This is a genomic window from Microbacterium sp. GCM10027623 (genome assembly GCF_042666935.1).
GTDB lineage: Bacteria > Actinomycetota > Actinomycetes > Actinomycetales > Microbacteriaceae > Microbacterium.
Genome location: NZ_JBHTHE010000002.1, coordinates 510,057 through 527,413 on the forward strand (window position 1 = coordinate 510,057; position 17,357 = coordinate 527,413).

The 17,357-nt window shown below is 68.6% G+C and carries 17 protein-coding genes; 9 read left to right on the top strand and 8 right to left on the bottom strand.

Going from position 1 to position 17,357, the window contains the following annotated elements; all coding sequences use genetic code 11:
• Positions 1-13 precede the first annotated feature (13 nt).
• Genes trpS through sdhC form a run of 7 tightly spaced genes read right to left on the bottom strand, consistent with a single transcriptional unit; the run spans position 14 to position 6,352 of the window.
• Positions 14-1,018, bottom strand: coding sequence for a tryptophan--tRNA ligase (gene trpS, locus ACFQY2_RS09765; protein ID WP_378745583.1), 1,005 nt, complete (start codon positions 1,016-1,018; stop codon positions 14-16).
• Positions 1,015-1,926 (bottom strand): exodeoxyribonuclease III, encoded by a 912-nt coding sequence (locus ACFQY2_RS09770; RefSeq protein ID WP_378745584.1) that lies wholly within the window; start codon positions 1,924-1,926, stop codon positions 1,015-1,017. Before ACFQY2_RS09770 ends, trpS begins: the two co-directional genes overlap by 4 nt.
• A 9-nt stretch (positions 1,927-1,935) precedes the next feature.
• Complete coding sequence (locus ACFQY2_RS09775; protein ID WP_378745585.1) at positions 1,936-2,874, bottom strand: YihY/virulence factor BrkB family protein; 939 nt, start codon at positions 2,872-2,874, stop codon at positions 1,936-1,938.
• Positions 2,875-2,888: 14 nt separating this feature from the next.
• A complete protein-coding gene (locus ACFQY2_RS09780) occupies positions 2,889-3,647 on the bottom strand; it encodes a succinate dehydrogenase iron-sulfur subunit (protein WP_378745586.1) in 759 nt (252 codons plus the stop codon).
• A gap of 2 nt (positions 3,648-3,649) precedes the next feature.
• Complete coding sequence (sdhA, locus tag ACFQY2_RS09785) at positions 3,650-5,479, bottom strand: succinate dehydrogenase flavoprotein subunit (RefSeq protein WP_378745587.1); 1,830 nt, start codon at positions 5,477-5,479, stop codon at positions 3,650-3,652.
• A 22-nt stretch (positions 5,480-5,501) separates the two neighbouring features.
• A complete protein-coding gene (locus ACFQY2_RS09790; RefSeq protein WP_378745588.1) occupies positions 5,502-5,945 on the bottom strand; it encodes a succinate dehydrogenase hydrophobic membrane anchor subunit in 444 nt (147 codons plus the stop codon).
• Positions 5,945-6,352 carry a succinate dehydrogenase, cytochrome b556 subunit gene (gene sdhC / locus ACFQY2_RS09795; protein WP_378746153.1) on the bottom strand — a complete coding sequence of 136 codons (408 nt, stop codon included), beginning with the start codon at positions 6,350-6,352 and terminating at the stop codon, positions 5,945-5,947. The genes ACFQY2_RS09790 and sdhC overlap by 1 nt, the downstream gene beginning before the upstream one ends.
• Positions 6,353-6,517: 165 nt before the next feature.
• On the opposite strand from sdhC, the gene ACFQY2_RS09800 reads away from it, so the two are divergent.
• From ACFQY2_RS09800 to ACFQY2_RS09835, 8 genes are all read left to right on the top strand, one after another.
• Complete coding sequence (locus tag ACFQY2_RS09800; RefSeq protein WP_378745589.1) at positions 6,518-7,630, top strand: mannose-1-phosphate guanylyltransferase; 1,113 nt, start codon at positions 6,518-6,520, stop codon at positions 7,628-7,630.
• Positions 7,631-7,790: 160 nt separating this feature from the next.
• Entirely contained in the window at positions 7,791-8,876 is a 1,086-nt protein-coding gene (locus ACFQY2_RS09805; RefSeq protein ID WP_378745590.1) for a BMP family protein, read from the top strand.
• Positions 8,877-8,974: 98 nt separating this feature from the next.
• Positions 8,975-10,507: an ABC transporter ATP-binding protein gene (locus ACFQY2_RS09810; RefSeq protein WP_378745591.1), complete on the top strand. Its 1,533-nt coding sequence runs from the start codon at positions 8,975-8,977 to the stop codon at positions 10,505-10,507.
• Positions 10,504-11,763 carry an ABC transporter permease gene (locus ACFQY2_RS09815; RefSeq protein WP_378745592.1) on the top strand — a complete coding sequence of 420 codons (1,260 nt, stop codon included), beginning with the start codon at positions 10,504-10,506 and terminating at the stop codon, positions 11,761-11,763. Before ACFQY2_RS09810 ends, ACFQY2_RS09815 begins: the two co-directional genes overlap by 4 nt.
• On the top strand, positions 11,760-13,034 hold the full coding sequence (locus ACFQY2_RS09820; RefSeq protein ID WP_378745593.1) for an ABC transporter permease: 1,275 nt from the start codon (positions 11,760-11,762) through the stop codon (positions 13,032-13,034). The genes ACFQY2_RS09815 and ACFQY2_RS09820 overlap by 4 nt, the downstream gene beginning before the upstream one ends.
• A gap of 29 nt (positions 13,035-13,063) precedes the next feature.
• The gene (locus ACFQY2_RS09825) at positions 13,064-13,462 is read left to right on the top strand and encodes a cytidine deaminase (protein ID WP_378745594.1); all 399 of its coding nucleotides are present in this window, start codon (positions 13,064-13,066) and stop codon (positions 13,460-13,462) included.
• Positions 13,459-14,757 carry a thymidine phosphorylase gene (locus ACFQY2_RS09830; RefSeq protein WP_378745595.1) on the top strand — a complete coding sequence of 433 codons (1,299 nt, stop codon included), beginning with the start codon at positions 13,459-13,461 and terminating at the stop codon, positions 14,755-14,757. Before ACFQY2_RS09825 ends, ACFQY2_RS09830 begins: the two co-directional genes overlap by 4 nt.
• 49 nt (positions 14,758-14,806) lie before the next feature.
• On the top strand, positions 14,807-15,922 hold the full coding sequence (locus ACFQY2_RS09835; protein ID WP_378745596.1) for an adenosine deaminase: 1,116 nt from the start codon (positions 14,807-14,809) through the stop codon (positions 15,920-15,922).
• 10 nt (positions 15,923-15,932) lie between these two features.
• Here ACFQY2_RS09835 and ACFQY2_RS09840 read toward each other — a convergent pair whose 3' ends face one another.
• Positions 15,933-16,814, bottom strand: a complete 882-nt coding sequence (locus ACFQY2_RS09840) for an alpha/beta fold hydrolase (protein WP_378745597.1) — start codon at positions 16,812-16,814, stop codon at positions 15,933-15,935.
• An 89-nt stretch (positions 16,815-16,903) separates the two neighbouring features.
• On the opposite strand from ACFQY2_RS09840, the gene ACFQY2_RS09845 reads away from it, so the two are divergent.
• Positions 16,904-17,347: a MarR family winged helix-turn-helix transcriptional regulator gene (locus ACFQY2_RS09845; protein ID WP_378745598.1), complete on the top strand. Its 444-nt coding sequence runs from the start codon at positions 16,904-16,906 to the stop codon at positions 17,345-17,347.
• Positions 17,348-17,357: the final 10 nt, after the last annotated feature.

Below are 17,357 nucleotides of genomic sequence, written 5' to 3' on the forward strand. Positions count from 1 at the left end.
CCCTGTGCGGCCGTCAGAGGCGCCGCAGCAGACCGACCTTGTCGTACACGTCGGACAGTGTGGTGTCTGCGACGGCGTCGGCCTTGGCCGCGTTCCCGGCCAGCAGCCGGTCCAGTTCGGCCGGGTCGTCGAGCAGCGCGTTCGCGCGGTCGCGTACCGGACCGAACTCCTCGACGACCACCTCGGCGAGACCCTTCTTGAAGTCGCCGTAGCCGCGGCCGGCGTACTCGTCCTCGATCGCGCCGATCTGGCGCCCGGTGAGGGCGGCGTAGATGGTGAGCAGGTTCGAGACGCCAGGCTTGTTCTCCCGGTCGTAGCGCACGGATCCTTCGGTGTCCGTCACCGCGCGCATGATCTTCTTCGCGGACTTCGCCGGGTCATCGAGCAGCCACAGCACGCCCGCCTCGCTCTCGGCGGACTTCGACATCTTCGACGACGGGTTCTGCAGGTCGTAGATGCGGGCACTGTCCTTCTGGATGACGGCCTGAGGGATCGTGAACGCGTTGCCGAACCGCTTGTTGAACCGCTCCGCGAGGTCGCGCGTGAGTTCGACATGCTGCTTCTGGTCGTCCCCGACCGGCACGAGCTCGCTCTGATAGAGCAGGATGTCCGCCGCCATCAGGACGGGGTAGGTGAACAGCCCGACGGAGGCGGAATCGGCGCCGTAGCGCGCGGACTTGTCCTTGAACTGCGTCATCCGGCCGGCCTCGCCGAACCCGGTGATGGTGCTGAGGATCCACGCGAGTTCGGCGTGCGCGCGCACGTGCGACTGCACGTACAAGGTGGACTTGGACGGTTCGATACCCGCCGCGATGTACTGCGCCGCCGTGCGACGGGTCTTCTCCCGCAGTTCCGCCGGATCCTGGGCGACCGTGATGGCGTGCAGGTCGACGACCGAGAAGAACGCGTCGAACGACGACTGCATCTCGCGCCACTGCAGGAGAGCTCCGATGTAGTTGCCGGCGTGGAGCGAGTCGGCGGAGGGCTGCATTCCCGAGTAGAGGCGTGGTTTCTTCACAGCTCAATCCTATTGTCGTAGACGTAGTCGACGATCACGGGCGCATGGTCGCTCCACCGCTCGGCGTACGTCACCGCACGACCGACGCGGTACCCGGTCGCGCGAGCGGCCAGCGCGGGCGTGGCCAGGTGATAGTCGATGCGCCAGCCGCTGTCGTTGTCGAAGGCCTGGCCCCGCATCGACCACCACGTGTACGGACCGTCGATCTCGCCATGGGCGGCGCGACCCACATCGATCCATCCGAGGCCGATGCCGCCGTGCTCCGCGACGAAAGGACGCGTATCGCTGAGCTGTCCGACCATGCCGCGGCCGATCCCCTCCTGGCCGGTCACCGGCTCGCCCGCGGCCCCCAGGATGCGGTCGAAGTACGCGCGTTCGCGGGCCAGGAACCCGGACTTCTTGACGTTGCCCCTCCAGTTCAGGATGTCGAGGGGGCGATGCCCCACGTTGAGGTCTCCCGTGACGAGCGCGAGGGCGCCGTCGGCGCCGAGCTCGGCCATCCGCGCCGTCATCCCGTCGAGGAACTTCCACTTCTCGTCCTGCTTGGGCGTGCCGGCCTCGCCGGAGTGCACGTAGGCGCTGACGATCGTCAGCGGCATCCCGCCGATCTCGAAGTCCGCCTCCAGCCAGCGGCCGGCCGAATCGAAGTCCGCGGAACCCAGCGCCGTGCGCGATGCGATGGCGGGCGTGCGGCTAACCACGGCGACACCGGCTCTGCCCTTCGCCGTGGCGACGTCGTGCAGGATCGACCAGCCGGGGAAGGCGGACTCGAGGTGCTCATCCTGCCCGCGCACCTCCTGCAGCGTGAGGATGTCGATGTCGGCGGCTTCCAGCCAGGACAGCATGCCGTTGCGGACCGCCGCGCGGATCCCGTTGACGTTGACTGAGGCGACGCGCAGATGGGGCATGCCTCAAGCCTAACGAGGCCCGTCGACATCCATCCGCACGAGCAGCTCGCCGCGGTCCTGCGCGCTCAACGCGATCCACGAAGCGGCCAGCAGGATGATAGCGGCGACCAGCCGACACCACAGCAGGAGCGCCACCATCACCGCGAAGGTGGCCAGCAGCGGATTGCCGGGCGTGTGCGAGAGCAGCAGTCCGGCGCCGAGCTGCAGCGCGGCCACCGCGAGGCCGCCCATCGCCGCTCCCGGCCGGATGGTGCCCCAGCGCAGGGAGGTGCCGGTGAGGAACCTGACCAGCAGCGCGATGGCGGCCGTGTCGATGACGAGCAGCACGACCACGGTGGGGATCCGCAGGAGGACTCCGTTCACCGCGCCGTCGATGCTCAGGCCGACGAGATCGAGCAGCTGGGTCAGCGCCCACACGCCCAAGACGCTGAGCACGGAACCCGCCAGCAGCGCGACGCCGAAGACGAGCGCGGCGGCCACGTCGCGCAGCTTCAGCAGCACGTAGCTTCGTGTGTCGAAGGGCAGCCCGAAGATGTCGCGCACGGCACGGCGGGAGAAGGTGACCGCGCCGATGGCCGTCCACACCGCGACCGCGGTGGCGATGAGCCCGGTGACGGTGAAGGTGCCGGCGGCGGAGGCGACCAGCTCGTGCACCTCGGCCGGTTCGGCGATGCCCTCCGGGCTGATGATCCCGGGCAGATAGCTGTTCGCCACGCGGATCAGCGCATCGATCGCCTGCGCGCTGCCACCGAGCCAGACGCCCGTCGCGGCGAAGGCGACGTACAGCATCGCGAACAGCGCGAAGAGCGACTGGTAGGCCATGCCGGCGGACAGCAGGAAGCCGTTGCGGCGCAGGAATCGGCGCCAGACGCGGATCGGGAACAGCGCCGCGGTGCGCCGCGCGAGAACGGCGGCGCGCCCGGCCGATCGAGTCAGTCGGGCGCGCATGGGTGTGCCGCGGGTCAGCGGCCGCCGCGGAGGACGGCCTGCTTGACCTCGGCGATGGCCTTGGTGACCTCGATGCCGCGCGGGCACGCCTCCGTGCAGTTGAAGGTCGTGCGGCAGCGCCACACGCCCTCCTTGTCGTTGAGGATGTCCAGACGCACATCGGCCGCGTCATCGCGCGAGTCGAAGATGAAGCGGTGCGCGTTGACGATGGCCGCCGGGCCGAAGTATTGCCCGTCGGTCCAGAACACGGGGCACGACGAGGTGCACGCGGCGCACAGGATGCACTTGGTGGTGTCGTCGAAGATCGCGCGGTCGGCGATGGACTGCACCCGCTCCTTGCCCTTCTCCGGCGTGGAGTTCGCGATGAGGAACGGCTGCACCTCGCGGTAGGAGGCGAAGAAGGGCTCCATGTCCACGATCAGGTCCTTCTCGAGGGGAAGTCCCTTGATCGCCTCGACGTAGATCGGCTTCGAGATGTCGAGGTCCTTGATCAGCGTCTTGCAGGCCAGTCGGTTGCGTCCGTTGATGCGCATGGCATCCGAACCGCAGATGCCGTGGGCGCAGGAGCGGCGGAAGCTCAGCGAACCGTCGACCTCCCACTTGATCTTGTGCAGTGCATCGAGCACGCGGTCGGTCGCGAACAGCTCGACGTCGTAATCCACCCAGCGCGGCTCCGCGTCCAGTTCCGGATCGAAGCGTCGGATGATGAAGGTGACGAGGAAGGACTGCACACCGGAATCGTTCACGGGTGCCTCTGCGACGGCGTTCGACATGGTCAGTACTTCCTCTCCAGTGGCGGGTACTTGAGCTCGCCGTTCTCATGCTTGGTGAAGACCACGGGCTTCCAGTCCAGACGGATGTGATCGGCAGGCGTCGACGAATGCGGGTCGCCGGTCAGATACGCCATCGTGTGCTTCATGTAGTTCTCGTCGTCGCGGTTCGGGAAGTCGTCGCGCATGTGACCCCCGCGGCTCTCCTCGCGGTTCTGAGCCGCGTAGACGACGACCTCGGCGATGTCGAGCAGGAAGCCCAGCTCGACGGCCTCCAGCAGATCCGTGTTGAACCGCTTGCCCTTGTCGTCGACGTGGACGTTCCGGTAGCGCTCGCGCAGTTCCTTGATGACGCCCAGCACGTGCTCGAGCGATTCGTGCGTGCGGAACACCTGGGCGCCCTTGTCCATCTCGTCCTGCAGCTTCTTGCGCAGCACGGCGATGCGTTCGGTGCCCTGGTTGGTGCGCAGGCCCTCGACCATGTCCCGCACGAAACCGGCGGGGTCTTCCGGCATCGGCACGAACTCGGCGGTCTTGACGTACTCGACCGCGTTGCGGCCGGCGCGCTTGCCGAACACGTTGATGTCCAGGAGCGAGTTCGTGCCCAGACGGTTGGAGCCGTGCACCGACACGCAGGCGCACTCGCCCGCTGCATACAGACCGGGCACGATGTCGGTGTTGCTCTGCAGCACCTCGGCGTCGGTGTTCGTCGGGATGCCGCCCATCGCGTAGTGCGCGGTCGGCATCACGGGCACCGGTTCGACGACCGGGTCCACGCCCAGATAGGTGCGCGCGAACTCGGTGATGTCGGGAAGCTTCGTCTCGAGCACCTCGGCGCCGAGATGCGTGCAGTCCAGCAGGACGTAGTCCTTGTGCGGACCCGCGCCGCGGCCCTCCAGCACCTCCTGCACCATGCTGCGGGCGACGATGTCGCGCGGAGCGAGGTCCTTGATGGTGGGCGCGTAGCGCTCCATGAAGCGCTCGCCCGAGGCGTTGCGCAGGATCGCACCCTCGCCTCGTGCCCCCTCGGTGAGGAGGATGCCGAGACCGGCGAGTCCCGTCGGGTGGAACTGGAAGAACTCCAGGTCCTCGAGCGGCAGGCCCTTGCGCCACAGGATGCCGACGCCGTCGCCGGTGAGGGTGTGGGCGTTCGAGGTCGTCTTGAAGATCTTGCCGAAGCCGCCGGTGGCGAACACGACCGCCTTCGAGTGGAAGACGTGCAGCTCGGCGGTGGCCAGGTCGTAGGCGACCACGCCCGCCACCTGCGTCGCGCCCGACTCGTCCTTGACCGTGATGAGGTCGAGCACGTAGAACTCGTTGAAGAAGTTGATGCCGAGCTTGACGCAGTTCTGGAACAGCGTCTGCAGGATCATGTGGCCAGTGCGGTCCGCGGCATAGCAGGCGCGGCGCACCGCGGCCTTGCCGTGCTCAGAGGTGTGTCCGCCGAAGCGGCGCTGGTCGATCTTCCCCTCCGGGGTGCGGTTGAACGGCAGACCCATGTTCTCCAGGTCGATGACCGCGTCGATGGCCTCCTTGGCCAGGATCTCCGCGGCATCCTGGTCGACCAGGTAGTCACCGCCCTTGACGGTGTCGTAGGTGTGCCACTCCCAGTTGTCCTCCTCGACGTTCGCGAGGGCGGCGGCCATGCCGCCCTGCGCCGCACCGGTGTGCGAGCGGGTCGGGTACAGCTTCGAGATCACCGCGGTCCGCGCGTGCGGACCCGCCTCGATCGCCGCGCGCATCCCGGCGCCGCCGGCGCCGACGATGACGATGTCGAACTCGTGGTAGTGCACGCCGTCGCGCACGACGGAGTCTGAGGTCTGAGGAGTAGTCACTGTGTGTTCTGCCTTCTTCGTCTTACTTGCCCAGGGCCTGGCAGGTGTCCCAGAGCGCGCCGTCCTCGAAGACGCCCGCGCACGGGTCGAACGTGAACACCACCAGGGTGCCCAGGATGATCAGGAGCGCGGCTGCGAGACCCAGGGCCCAGACGAGCGCCTTGCGCGCGGTCGCATGCGTGACGTAGTCGTTCACGATCGTGCGCATGCCGTTGGCGCCGTGGATGAGTGCGAGCCACAGCATCAGCACGTCCCACCACTGCCAGAACGGGTTGGCGAACTTGCCCGCCACGAACCCGAAGTCGAGCGCGTGGATGCCCTCGTCGAGCATCAGGTTGACGAAGAGGTGGCCGAAGATCAGCACGACGAGCACGACGCCCGATCCGCGCATGAACAGCCAGCCCCACTTCTCGAGGTTGACGCCGCGCTGACGGCGGGCGACGGGTGCGACGGTCTGCGTGGTCATCAGTGACCCCCTCCGAGAGCGAGCATCAGGTGACGCGGGGCGAAGCCGAGCATGATCACGGCCCACACGCCGAGGACGATCCAGAACAGCTGGCGCTGGTACTTCGCACCCTTGGACCAGAAGTCGACCAGGATGATGCGCAGCCCGTTCATGGCGTGGAACGCGATACCGGCCACCAGGACGACCTCGCCGAACGCCATGATCGGGTTCTTGTACGTGCCGATGACGGCGTCGTACGCCTCGGGGGAGACGCGGATCAGCGCCGTGTCGAGGATGTGCACCAGGAGGAAGAAGAAGATCGCCACCCCGGTGATGCGGTGCAGCACCCAGGACCACATGCCTTCACGACCCCGATAGAGGGTGCCCCGTGGAGACTTGGAAGTCGTCTCCGAAACCGACGGTGTCAAGCGTGTGCTCGTGGACACGTCGTCCTCCCTGCTCGATGTGACGTCGGGTCCGTGCATCCGGGCACGCCCGACCTCGTCCATCCTATTCCTGTCAGAACGCTGGGTGCGACGAAGGGGACCCTTAGCACCCCCGACGTCGCCGGCGGTTGCGGATAGGTTGGAGCCATGGGGCGTATCGACGATTTCCACGCGGTGATCCCGGCCGGCGGCATCGGCAGCAGGCTGTGGCCGCTGTCGCGGGCCGACGCGCCGAAGTTCCTGCACGACCTGACCGGGTCCGGGCACTCGCTGCTGCGGGACACCTGGGATCGGCTGGAGCCTCTCGCGGGCGCCGATCGCATCGCCGTCGTCACCGGCCGCGCGCACCGCGCAGCGGTGGAGGGGCAGCTGCCCGGCATCCCGGACGCCAACGTCTTCCTGGAGTCCGAGCCGCGCGAGTCCGCGGCGGCTATCGGCCTCGCGGCGGCGATCCTGCACCGCCGGAACCCGGACGTGATCATCGGCTCCTTCAGCGCCGACCACGTCATCCGCGGAACGCAGGTGTTCGAGTGGGCCGTGCAGCAGGCGGTGCAGGTGGCGCGTCAGGGCTACATCGTGACGATCGGCATCCCGCCCACGGAGCCCTCGGTCGGATTCGGCTACATCAAGCGCGCCGGCGAGATCGTGGTGGAGGGGGCCCCGGAGGCCACGCTCGTGGAGCGCTTCGTGGAGAAGCCCGACCTCGACACGGCCAGGGAGTACGTCGCCAGCCGGGACTACCTGTGGAACGCCGGCATGTTCATCGCCAGGGCGAGCGTGCTGCTGGAAGAGCTCGCGGCCAACGAGCCCGAGCTGCACGCCGGTCTGCTCGAGCTGGCGGAGGCGTGGGACGACCGGGAGCTCCGAGGGCCGGCGGTCGATCGCATCTGGCCGCAGCTGAAGAAGATCGCGATCGACTACGCGGTGGCCGAGCCCGCCGCCGAGCGCGGACGGCTCGCGGTGATCCCCGGCCACTTCGACTGGGACGACGTGGGCGACTTCGCCTCGCTCACCAAGCTCATCAACGGCGGACGCAAGAACGACCTCGCCGTGCTCGGCCCGAAGGCCCGGGTTCTCTCGGATGCCGCCAGCGGGATCCTGGTCAGTCAGACGTCCCGGGTGATCAGCCTCGTCGGGGTGAAGGACATCGTCGTGGTGGACACCGAGGACGCGCTGCTGGTCACCACCGTCGAGCACGCCCAGCGGGTGAAGGGCGTCGTGGAGTCGCTCAAGCTCACCGGTCGCGGCGACGTGCTCTGACCCCACTCGTAGCCGTCGGCCAAGCGGAACGCCCGGTTCGGATTGCGGAATTGTAACCATTCGCCAGGACGACCGGCCGGAAGATGCGCAGGATCGTAACCCTGGGTAACTTGGATCGATCCGCGATGTCCGCGGGAACGATCTCATGGGGAGGCAAACAGTGCCCATCTCTACGACCAAGAAGGTGCTCGGCGCGACCATCGCCGCCGGTGTCATCCTCGCGCTCGCCGGCTGCGGCCAGGCGCCGACGACCGAGAAGCCCGGCAGCGGCGGCTCCGACAAGCCCGCGGCCGACTTCCAGACCTGCATCGTCTCGGACGCCGGCGGCTTCGACGACAAGTCGTTCAACCAGCTGTCCTTCGAAGGCGCCAACAAGGCCGCCGAGGAGATCGGCGTGAAGATCAAAGACGCCGAGTCCAACGCCGAGACCGAGTACGGGCCCAACGTGGAGAACATGGTCTCCGAGGGCTGCAACGCCATCGTCACGGTGGGCTTCGCCCTGTCGGCCGCGACGGTCGAGGCGGCGAACGCCAACCCCGACACCGACTTCATCCTCATCGACGACGCCGGCGGCGACGCCAAGCCCGACAACGTCAAACCGCTGCTGTACGACACCGCAGAGGCCGCGTTCATGGCCGGATACCTGTCGGCCGGCTACTCGAAGACCGGCAAGGTGGGCACCTTCGGCGGCATGGAGTTCCCGACCGTCACGATCTTCATGGACGGCTTCAAGCAGGGCGTCGACTACTACAACGAGGAGAACGGCACGAGCGTCGCCGTGGTCGGCTGGGACGGCAAGACCGGCAACTTCACGGGCGGCTTCGAAGCCAACCAGGATGCCAAGACCGTCGCGACGAACATCATCGACCAGGGCGTGGACGTGCTCCTGCCCGTCGGCGGTCCGATCTACCAGTCCGGCCTGCAGGCCATCAAGGACTCCGGCAAGGACATCGCGCTGATCGGTGCTGACGCCGACCTGTTCAACACCGACCCGACCACCGCGGACTACGTGCTGACCTCGGTGCTGAAGGAGATGGACAAGTCGACCTACGAGGCCGTCATGTCCGCCGCCGACGGCGAGTTCAGCGGCGAGCCCTACATCGGCACGCTCGAGAACGGCGGCGTCGGCATCGCGCCGCTGCACAACTTCGAGAGCAAGGTCGACGGCGAGCTCGTGAAGAAGCTCGACCAGATCAAGAAGGACATCATCGACGGCAAGATCACCGTCACGTCCTACCTCGACTGAGGCGAATCGCAGCGGGGAGGCCGGGCTTCGGCCTCCCCGCTGTCGTCTGCCCGGGCGACCCCCGGCGCGGGCGACATGTCACGAATAGGATCGAACACATGAAGCTCGAGCTGCGCGGCATAACGAAGAGGTTCGGCGCACTGACGGCCAACGATCACATCGATCTGGTCGTCAACCCCGGGGAGATCCACTCCCTGCTGGGGGAGAACGGCGCCGGCAAGTCCACGCTGATGAACGTGCTGTACGGGCTGTACCAGGCCGACGAGGGACAGATCCTCATCGACGACGTGGTGCAGCACTTCGACGGACCCGGCGACGCGATGAACGCGGGGATCGGCATGGTGCACCAGCACTTCATGCTGGTGCCGGTCTTCACCGTCGCCGAGAACGTGATGCTCGGCCACGAGAAGACCTCGTTCGGCGGCCGGCTCGATCTGGCCGCGGCACGGCGCCTGGTGACCGAGATCTCCGATCGCTTCGGGTTCGACGTCGACCCGGATGCCGTGGTCGAGGACCTCCCCGTCGGCGTGCAGCAGCGTGTCGAGATCATCAAGGCCCTCTCGCGCGACGCGAACATCCTCGTCTTCGACGAGCCGACGGCCGTGCTCACCCCGCAGGAGACCGACGAGCTGATGGCGACGATGCGCCGGCTCAAGGAACAGGGCACCGCGATCGTCTTCATCACCCACAAGCTGCGGGAGGTGCGCGAGGTCGCGGACCGGATCACCGTCATCCGCCTGGGGAAGGTCGTCGGCGAAGCCCAGCCGACGGCGTCGAACACCGAACTCGCCTCCCTGATGGTGGGACGCGCCGTCGAGCTGACCGTGCACAAGGGCGCGCCGCAGTTCACGGACAACGCTCTCGTCGTGGACGGGCTCACCGTGACGGATGCCACAGGAACAGTGCTCGTCGACGACGCGTCCTTCGAGGTGCGCGGCGGCGAGGTGCTGGCGATCGCGGGCGTTCAGGGCAACGGCCAGACCGAGCTCACCGAGGCGCTCCTGGGCCTGCAGGACCGGGTGCGCGGCAGCATCCGGCTCAACGGTCAGGAGCTGGTCGGACGCAGCGTGCGCCACATCCTCGATGCCGGCGTCGGCTTCGTGCCGGAGGACCGCGGGGTGGACGGACTGGTGAAGGAGTTCTCCATCGCGGAGAACCTCATGCTGGATCGCTCCGGTGGAGCGCCCTTCGTGAGGGCGGGCGCGCTGCAGCTGGGGGTGCTGGATCAGTTCGCGCGGGAGAAGATCACCGAGTTCGACATCCGCACCCAGGGCCCGTCCCAGCCCGCCGGGCGCCTGTCGGGCGGCAACCAGCAGAAGGTGGTGCTGGCGCGCGAGCTCAGCCGCGACCTGTCGCTGTTCGTCGCGGCCCAGCCCACGCGCGGCGTGGACGTCGGATCGATCGAGTTCATCCACAAGAGGGTCATCGAGACCCGCGACTCCGGCGTGCCGGTGATCGTGATCTCCACCGAGCTCGACGAGGTCACCGCCCTCGCCGATCGGATCCTGGTGATGTACCGGGGCAGGATCGTCGGCATCGTGCCCGGCGACACCCCGCGCGAGCAGCTCGGTCTGATGATGGCCGGCGCCGTCAACGAGGCCGGCACCGTGAACGAAGGAGTGCAGGCATGACCGCCGCGCAGACGCAGGCCCCCGTGCCCCCCGTGCCCGCGACGCCGGAGCCCTCGCGCTGGCGCGAGGCATGGAACCGTGTCGCCGCCGGCAGCGCGCTCGTCTCGCTGCTGGCCGTCATCGCCGCGGTCATCGTCGGATCGATCCTGATCGCCCTGACGGATCCGGATGTGCAGACCGCGGCCGGCTACTTCTTCCAGCGTCCCGGTGACACGTTCGGCGCCATCGGCAGTGCGGTCGGCGGCGCGTACGCGGCGTTGTTCCGCGGCTCGATCTACAACTTCAACGCGGACTCGTTCGCCATCGGAATCCGTCCGTTCACCGAGACCCTCAAGTTCGCGACGCCACTGATCGCAGCCGGCCTCGGCGTCGGTCTGGCGTTCCGCGCCGGCCTGTTCAACATCGGCGGTCAGGGGCAGATGCTGATGGCCGCCGCAGCGGCAGGATACGTCGCGACCACCTGGGACCTGCCGTTCCCGCTGCACATGCTGGTGGCCCTTCTCGCCGGCGTCATCGCGGGAGCGATCTGGGGCGGCATCGCCGGACTCCTGAAAGCCCGCACCGGTGCGCATGAGGTGATCGTCACGATCATGCTCAATCACATCGCGTTCTACCTGCTGGCGTGGATGCTCGCCACCCAGGGCATCCTGCAGGCCCCCGGCTCCAGCAACCCGAAGACGGCCGCGATGGCCGACAGCGCCGTGCTGCCGCCGATCCTCGGTCCGATGTACAAGCTGCACCTCGGCTTCCTGTTCGCCCTGATCGCCGTCGCCGTCACCTGGTGGCTGCTGGAGCGGTCCAGCCTCGGCTTCCGGTTCCGCGCGGTGGGGGAGAACCCCGCGGCCGCGCGCACGGCGGGCATCTCGGTCGGACGCATGTACTTCGTCGTGATGATCATCGCCGGCGCCCTGGTGGGCCTCGCCGGAGTCAGCCAGGCGCTCGGAACCGAGCCCAAGGGCTTCAGCGGCGGCATCGACGCGGGCATCGGCTTCGACGCCATCACCGTGGCACTGCTGGGCCGCTCGCGGCCGATCGGAATCCTGTTCGCCGGGCTCCTGTTCGGCGCGTTCAAGACCGGCGGCTTCACCATGCAGGCCTCGCAGGGCGTGCCGATCGAGATCGTGCTCGTCGTCCAGTCGCTCATCGTGCTGTTCATCGCCGCTCCTCCGCTGGTGCGGGCGATGTTCGGCGTGCCGCAGCCCGGCCGTCCGTCCCGGCGACAGCGCCGCGCCGCGAAGAAGGAGGTGCAGGCATGAGCGCCCAGACCCTCGAGGCCCGGCCCCGGACCATCGCCGTCGTCTCCTGGAAGACGCCGATCATCCTCGCGGTGGTCACCGTGCTGGTGGCGCTGCTGCCGCTGCTGGTGCCGCGCTCCGGCGACGCGACCTTCCGCTTCGCCGCGGGATCCGACGCCATCCACGTCCCCGACATCGTCGTGCCCGGCACGGCCACCGCGCTGCTGTGCGTGCTGATCGGCGCGATCATCGCGGTCGTCTCGTTCGTGCTCGCCGCCCGGCACCGCACCACGCCGCTGTGGCTCATCGCCCTCTATGCCATCGCGCTGATCTTCGGCTTCCTCGCCTGGGCGGCGGCCGGCAGCAGCGGCACGCTGCCCATGATCAGTCTGCTCAGCGGCGCCCTGGCGCTGGCGACGCCGCTGATCTTCGGCGCCCTCGGCGGTGTCATCGGGGAGCGAGCCGGCGTGGTCAACATCGCGATCGAGGCGCAGCTGCTCGCGGGCGCCTTCAGCGCGGCGATCGTCGCCTCGCTCACCGGCACGCCGTGGGCCGGGCTGGTGGCGGCGATGGTCGCCGGTGTGCTGGTGGCACTCGTGCTGGCCGTCTTCGCCATCACCTACTACGTGGATCAGGTCATCGTCGGCGTCGTGCTGAACGTGCTGGTCATCGGCATCACGACCTTCCTGTTCCGCCAGGTGCTCGCACCGAACCAGGCGACGATGAACACCGTCGAGCCGTTTCAGCGGCTGGCCATCCCCGGACTCAGCGAGATCCCGGTGATCGGTCCCATCCTGTTCCGCCAGACCATCGTCGTGTACCTGATGTACGTCATCGTCTTCGTCGTCTGGTACGGGATGTACCGCACCCGGTGGGGTCTGCGCATGCGCGCGGTGGGCGAGCATCCTCAGGCGGCAGACACGGTCGGCATCAACGTGGCCCGCACGCGCTACATGAACGTGCTCATCGCCGGTGCCATCGCCGGCATGGGCGGGGCGTTCTACACGCTGGTGTCGGTGCCGCGGTTCAATCCGGAGATGACCGCCGGGGCGGGCTTCATCGCGCTGGCGGCGGTGATCTTCGGAAAATGGGATCCCATCAAGGCGACTCTCGCGGCGCTGCTGTTCGGTTTCGCGACCAACCTGCAGAGCGTGCTCAGCGTCATCGGATCGCCGGTGCCCAGCCAGTTCATGCTGATGCTGCCGTACGTCGTGACGATCTTCGCCGTGGCGGGCCTCGTCGGACGCTCCCGCCCGCCGGCCGCTGACGGCGAGCCGTACATCAAGGCCTAGGCCAGCATCCACCGAGCAACAGGAGAGAGATGACGGACATCGACTGGGACGACCTGCGCCAGGTCGCCACCGACGCGATGAAGAAGGCCTACGCGCCGTACTCGCGGTACCGGGTGGGCGCTGCGGCGCTCGTCGACGACGGCAGGATCGTCGCGGGATGCAACGTGGAGAACGCCTCCTACGGGGTGACGCTGTGCGCGGAGTGCGCGCTCGTCGGCGACCTGCACATGTCCGGCGGCGGACGCCTGGTGGCGTTCGTCTGCGTGAACAACGACGGGGAGACGATCATGCCCTGCGGCCGCTGTCGTCAGCTGCTGAGCGAGCACGCGAGTCCGGAGATGCTGCTGGAGACCGTGTCCGGCATCCGCACGATCGACGAGGTGCTGCCCGATCGGTTCGGCCCCGCCGATCTGGAGATCGTCCGATGAGCGCCGCGATCGAGCCGTTCGACGCCGTCGACGTCATCCGCGCGAAGCGGGATGGCGGTGCGGTCGGCGAAGCGGCTCTGCGCTGGATGATCGATGCCTACACGCGCGGTTACGTCTCGGACGCGCAGATGGCGTCCTTCGCGATGGCGATCTTCCAGCGGGGGATGGAGCGCGACGAGATCCGGGTGATGACCGACGCGATGATCGCGACCGGTGAGCGGATGAGCTTCACCGCGCTGGGCAAGCGCACCGTGGACAAGCACTCCACGGGCGGCGTGGGCGACAAGATCACGCTGCCGCTGGCGCCGCTGGTCGCGGTCTTCGGTGTCGCCGTCCCGCAGCTCAGCGGCCGGGGACTGGGGCACACCGGCGGCACCCTGGACAAGCTCGAATCGATTCCGGGCTGGCGTGCGGCGCTGTCGAACGAGGAGATGTTCGCGCAGATGCAGGGCGATGTCGGCGCGGTCATCTGCGCCGCCGGTTCGGGGCTCGCTCCTGCCGACAAGAAGCTCTACGCCTTGCGGGACGTCACCGGCACCGTCGAGGCGATCCCGCTGATCGCCTCGAGCATCATGTCCAAGAAGATCGCCGAGGGCACCGACGCCCTCGTGCTGGACGTCAAGTTCGGCAACGGCGCCTTCATGCAGGACATCGACCGCGCCCGGGAGCTGGCGCGCACGATGGTCGCGCTCGGCACCGACTCGGGAGTGGCCACCACCGCGCTGCTGACCGACATGAACGTGCCGCTGGGACGCGCGATCGGCAACGCGAACGAGGTGCGCGAGTCGGTCGAGGTCCTCGCCGGGGGCGGGCCGGCCGACGTGCGCGAGCTCACCGTCGCCCTCGCCCGCGAGATGCTCGCGCTCGCCGGACAGCGGGATGCCGACGTGGAAGCGGCACTGGACGACGGCCGCGCCATGGACTCGTGGAAGGCGATGATCCGCGCCCAGGACGGCGATCCGGATGCCGAGCTGCCCGCACCTCGCGAGACGCACACCGTCCGCTCGGCCGTCGACGGCGTGGTGACCCGCATGGACGCGCTGCCGTTCGGCATCGCCGCCTGGCGTCTCGGCGCGGGCCGTGCACGCGCCGAGGATCCGGTGATCCACGCGGCGGGCATCGATCTGGCGGTCAAACCTGGTGACCGGGTGAGCGCGGGCCAGCCGCTGTTCACACTGTCCGCCGACGACGACGCCCGCTTCGCCCGTGCCCTGCAGGCTCTGGACGGCGCGTACGAGGTCGGCCAGACCCCTCCTGCTGCGACGCCCATCGTGCGCGAGCGCATCACCGCCTGAGAGTGCCCGACCGGCACCCGGCGTCCGACCCAGAACCCACGGAGAACCCATGACCATCGATCAGAACGGCGACAAGACCGTGCAGGGCGTCTCGCTGCGCGGACTGCCCAAGGTCTCGCTGCACGACCACCTCGACGGCGCGGTGCGCCCGGAGACCATCCTCGAGCTCGCCCGCACCGCCGGCGTCGACGCGCCGGCGAAGGATGCCGGGGGGCTGCGCCGCTGGTTCGCCCAGCAGTGCGGCACGGGGTCGCTGCCCGCCTATCTGAAGACGTTCGAGCTGGTCACCGCGGTCATGCAGACCGAGGCGGCGCTCACGCGCATCGCGCGCGAGTACGTCGCCGATCTGGCGGCGGACGGCGTGATCTACGGCGAGGTGCGCTGGGCGCCCGAGCAGCATGTCGCCGGCGGGCTGAGCCCGGACCGCGCCGTGGCCGCCGTCCAGCGCGGCATCGAGGAGGGCGAGGACGACGCGGAGACCGCCGGGCGCGGCATCCGCGTCTCCCAGATCCTCTCCGCCCTGCGGCACACCGGCAGTTCCCTGGACATCGCCCGGCTGGCCGTCGCGAACCGGGAGCGCGGCGTCGTCGGCTTCGACATCGCCGGTCCCGAGGACGGCCACCCCGCCTCGCAGCACCGTGAGGCGTTCGACTACCTGGCGTCCGAGTTCCTTCCGGTCACCGTGCATGCGGGCGAGGCGGCGGGACCCGCATCCATCCGCTCGGCGCTGCTGGACGGGCGCGCCCTGCGTCTGGGCCATGGCGTGCGCATCGCCGAAGACCTGCAGATCGTCGAGCGGGAGGGCGACGAGGTGCAGGTGCAGTTCGGCGACCTGGCGCGCTGGGTGCGCGACCGCGAGATCCCGCTGGAACTCGCCCCCAGCTCGAACCTGCAGACCGGGGCGATCGCGCAATGGGGCGAGGAGGCGGCGGATCACCCGTTCGATCTGCTGCACCAGCTGGGCTTCGCGGTCACCGTGAACGCCGACAACCGCACCATGAGCGCGACGTCCCTCACCCGGGAGCTGGCCCTGCTGGTCGACGCGTTCGACTACGACCTCGACGATCTCGAGACATTCCAGTTCAACGCGGCATCCGCGGCGTTCCTCCCGGTGGAGGAGCGCGAGGAGCTCGTCGAGCTGATCGCCGAGGGCTTCGAGCACTGAGCCGGCTGGCTCACCTCAGAGGAGGAGCTGACGCGAACACCTCCAGGAGGGTGTCCGCGAGCGCCTGCGGGGCCTCCTGCGCGACGTAGTGTCCGACTCCGTCCATGGAGATCGGAGTCGGCTCCAGGACGCTCACGCTGCGGAACGCGCTGTGGGTGAACCCGCCGCCGCTGGAGCCGAGCGTCGTCACTTTTCCACGCAGCGGCGCGCGCGCGGCGAGGGCGCGCAGGTCGTCCCCCTCGGTGAGCATCGCGCGGTACAGGGCCGCCGCGCCCGAGAAGCCGCCGGCGCGGCCGTAGGTGCGGGCGTACTCGGTGACGTCCTGCCGGCTCACTGCCGAGGGTCCGACGCCGTAGAGCGGGTAGAGGTGCTCACCGATGAAGGCGCCGGCGCGACTCTCGAACAGCAGTTCGGCGACGCGGGGGGTCGCCAGGGCGCCGATGTACCACGCTCCGCCCCGAGTGACATCCGCGAGAACCTCTGCACCGAAGCCCGCCAGTCCGGATTCGATCACCGTGAGGTCGATCACATCCTCCGGGTGTTCGGCGGCGAGCCGGAAGACCGCAGAGCCGCTGAGGTCCTGACCCACCACGTGTACGGGCCCGATCGCCAGGTGCTCGATCAGCGCGTGCAGATCCTCCGCGGCGATCGCGCTGGAGTGGTCCGCGCCGGCGACGTCGGAGTCACCGAATCCCCGCAGATCGACCGCGTGGACGCGATGGTGGGCGGCGAGCAGCGGGATGAGATGGCGGAAGGCCCACCAGGTCTCCGGGAAGCCGTGCACGAGGAGGACGGGTGACCCGTGATCGCCTGCGGTGACGTGGTGCAGGCGGGTGCCGTTCACCTCGGTCAGGTCATGTCGGATGCCGGGGATGGTTGCGCGGGTTGTCATGAGTGTCTCCTGTCGACGTCGATGAATTAGACAACCAGGTTGTCATAGTTTTATCCGATGAACAACCTGGTTGTCGATATGATCGACACATGTCCCGAAGTGGAGCGGATCTGGCGCTGCTGCTGCTCGGCGGCTTCCGGCACCTGTCGGAGGAAGCGCACGAGCGCCTCGGCGAGCGGGGATATCCGGGCGTTCGGCCGGCGCACGACTTCGCTCTGCGGGCGATCGAGGCGGGGGCCTCCTCGGTGTCGGAGGTCGGTCGCCGCACCTCGGTCACCAAGCAGGCGGCGGCCAAGACGGTCGCCTTCCTGCAGGATGGCAACTACGTGACGAGCAGCCCTGATCCGGCTGACGGGCGGCGCACCCTGCTGACGGTCACTGCGCGCGGGTACGCGCTCATGAACGAGGGTGAGGCCGTGTTCGATGAGCTGCGTGGCCAGTGGGAATCCCTGGTCGGTGCTGACCGTGTCGCCGAGGTGGAGGACGCCCTCTCGCGGCTGATCGGCACCGGATCGGATCGCCCCTGGTCCTGAACAGGAGCCG

What these genes read in the sequence shown, in the direction of transcription:
- ACFQY2_RS09810 (WP_378745591.1), top strand. Translation starts at nt 8,975, where the DNA reads ATGAAGCTCGAGCTGCGCGGCATAACGAAGAGGTTCGGCGCACTGACG.
- ACFQY2_RS09780 (WP_378745586.1), bottom strand. Translation starts at nt 3,647, where the DNA reads ATGTCGAACGCCGTCGCAGAGGCACCCGTGAACGATTCCGGTGTGCAG.
- ACFQY2_RS09815 (WP_378745592.1), top strand. Translation starts at nt 10,504, where the DNA reads ATGACCGCCGCGCAGACGCAGGCCCCCGTGCCCCCCGTGCCCGCGACG.
- ACFQY2_RS09790 (WP_378745588.1), bottom strand. Translation starts at nt 5,945, where the DNA reads ATGACCACGCAGACCGTCGCACCCGTCGCCCGCCGTCAGCGCGGCGTC.
- ACFQY2_RS09770 (WP_378745584.1), bottom strand. Translation starts at nt 1,926, where the DNA reads ATGCCCCATCTGCGCGTCGCCTCAGTCAACGTCAACGGGATCCGCGCG.
- ACFQY2_RS09775 (WP_378745585.1), bottom strand. Translation starts at nt 2,874, where the DNA reads ATGCGCGCCCGACTGACTCGATCGGCCGGGCGCGCCGCCGTTCTCGCG.
- ACFQY2_RS09845 (WP_378745598.1), top strand. Translation starts at nt 16,904, where the DNA reads ATGTCCCGAAGTGGAGCGGATCTGGCGCTGCTGCTGCTCGGCGGCTTC.
- ACFQY2_RS09820 (WP_378745593.1), top strand. Translation starts at nt 11,760, where the DNA reads ATGAGCGCCCAGACCCTCGAGGCCCGGCCCCGGACCATCGCCGTCGTC.
- ACFQY2_RS09825 (WP_378745594.1), top strand. Translation starts at nt 13,064, where the DNA reads ATGACGGACATCGACTGGGACGACCTGCGCCAGGTCGCCACCGACGCG.
- ACFQY2_RS09800 (WP_378745589.1), top strand. Translation starts at nt 6,518, where the DNA reads ATGGGGCGTATCGACGATTTCCACGCGGTGATCCCGGCCGGCGGCATC.
- ACFQY2_RS09830 (WP_378745595.1), top strand. Translation starts at nt 13,459, where the DNA reads ATGAGCGCCGCGATCGAGCCGTTCGACGCCGTCGACGTCATCCGCGCG.
- ACFQY2_RS09840 (WP_378745597.1), bottom strand. Translation starts at nt 16,814, where the DNA reads ATGACAACCCGCGCAACCATCCCCGGCATCCGACATGACCTGACCGAG.
- ACFQY2_RS09835 (WP_378745596.1), top strand. Translation starts at nt 14,807, where the DNA reads ATGACCATCGATCAGAACGGCGACAAGACCGTGCAGGGCGTCTCGCTG.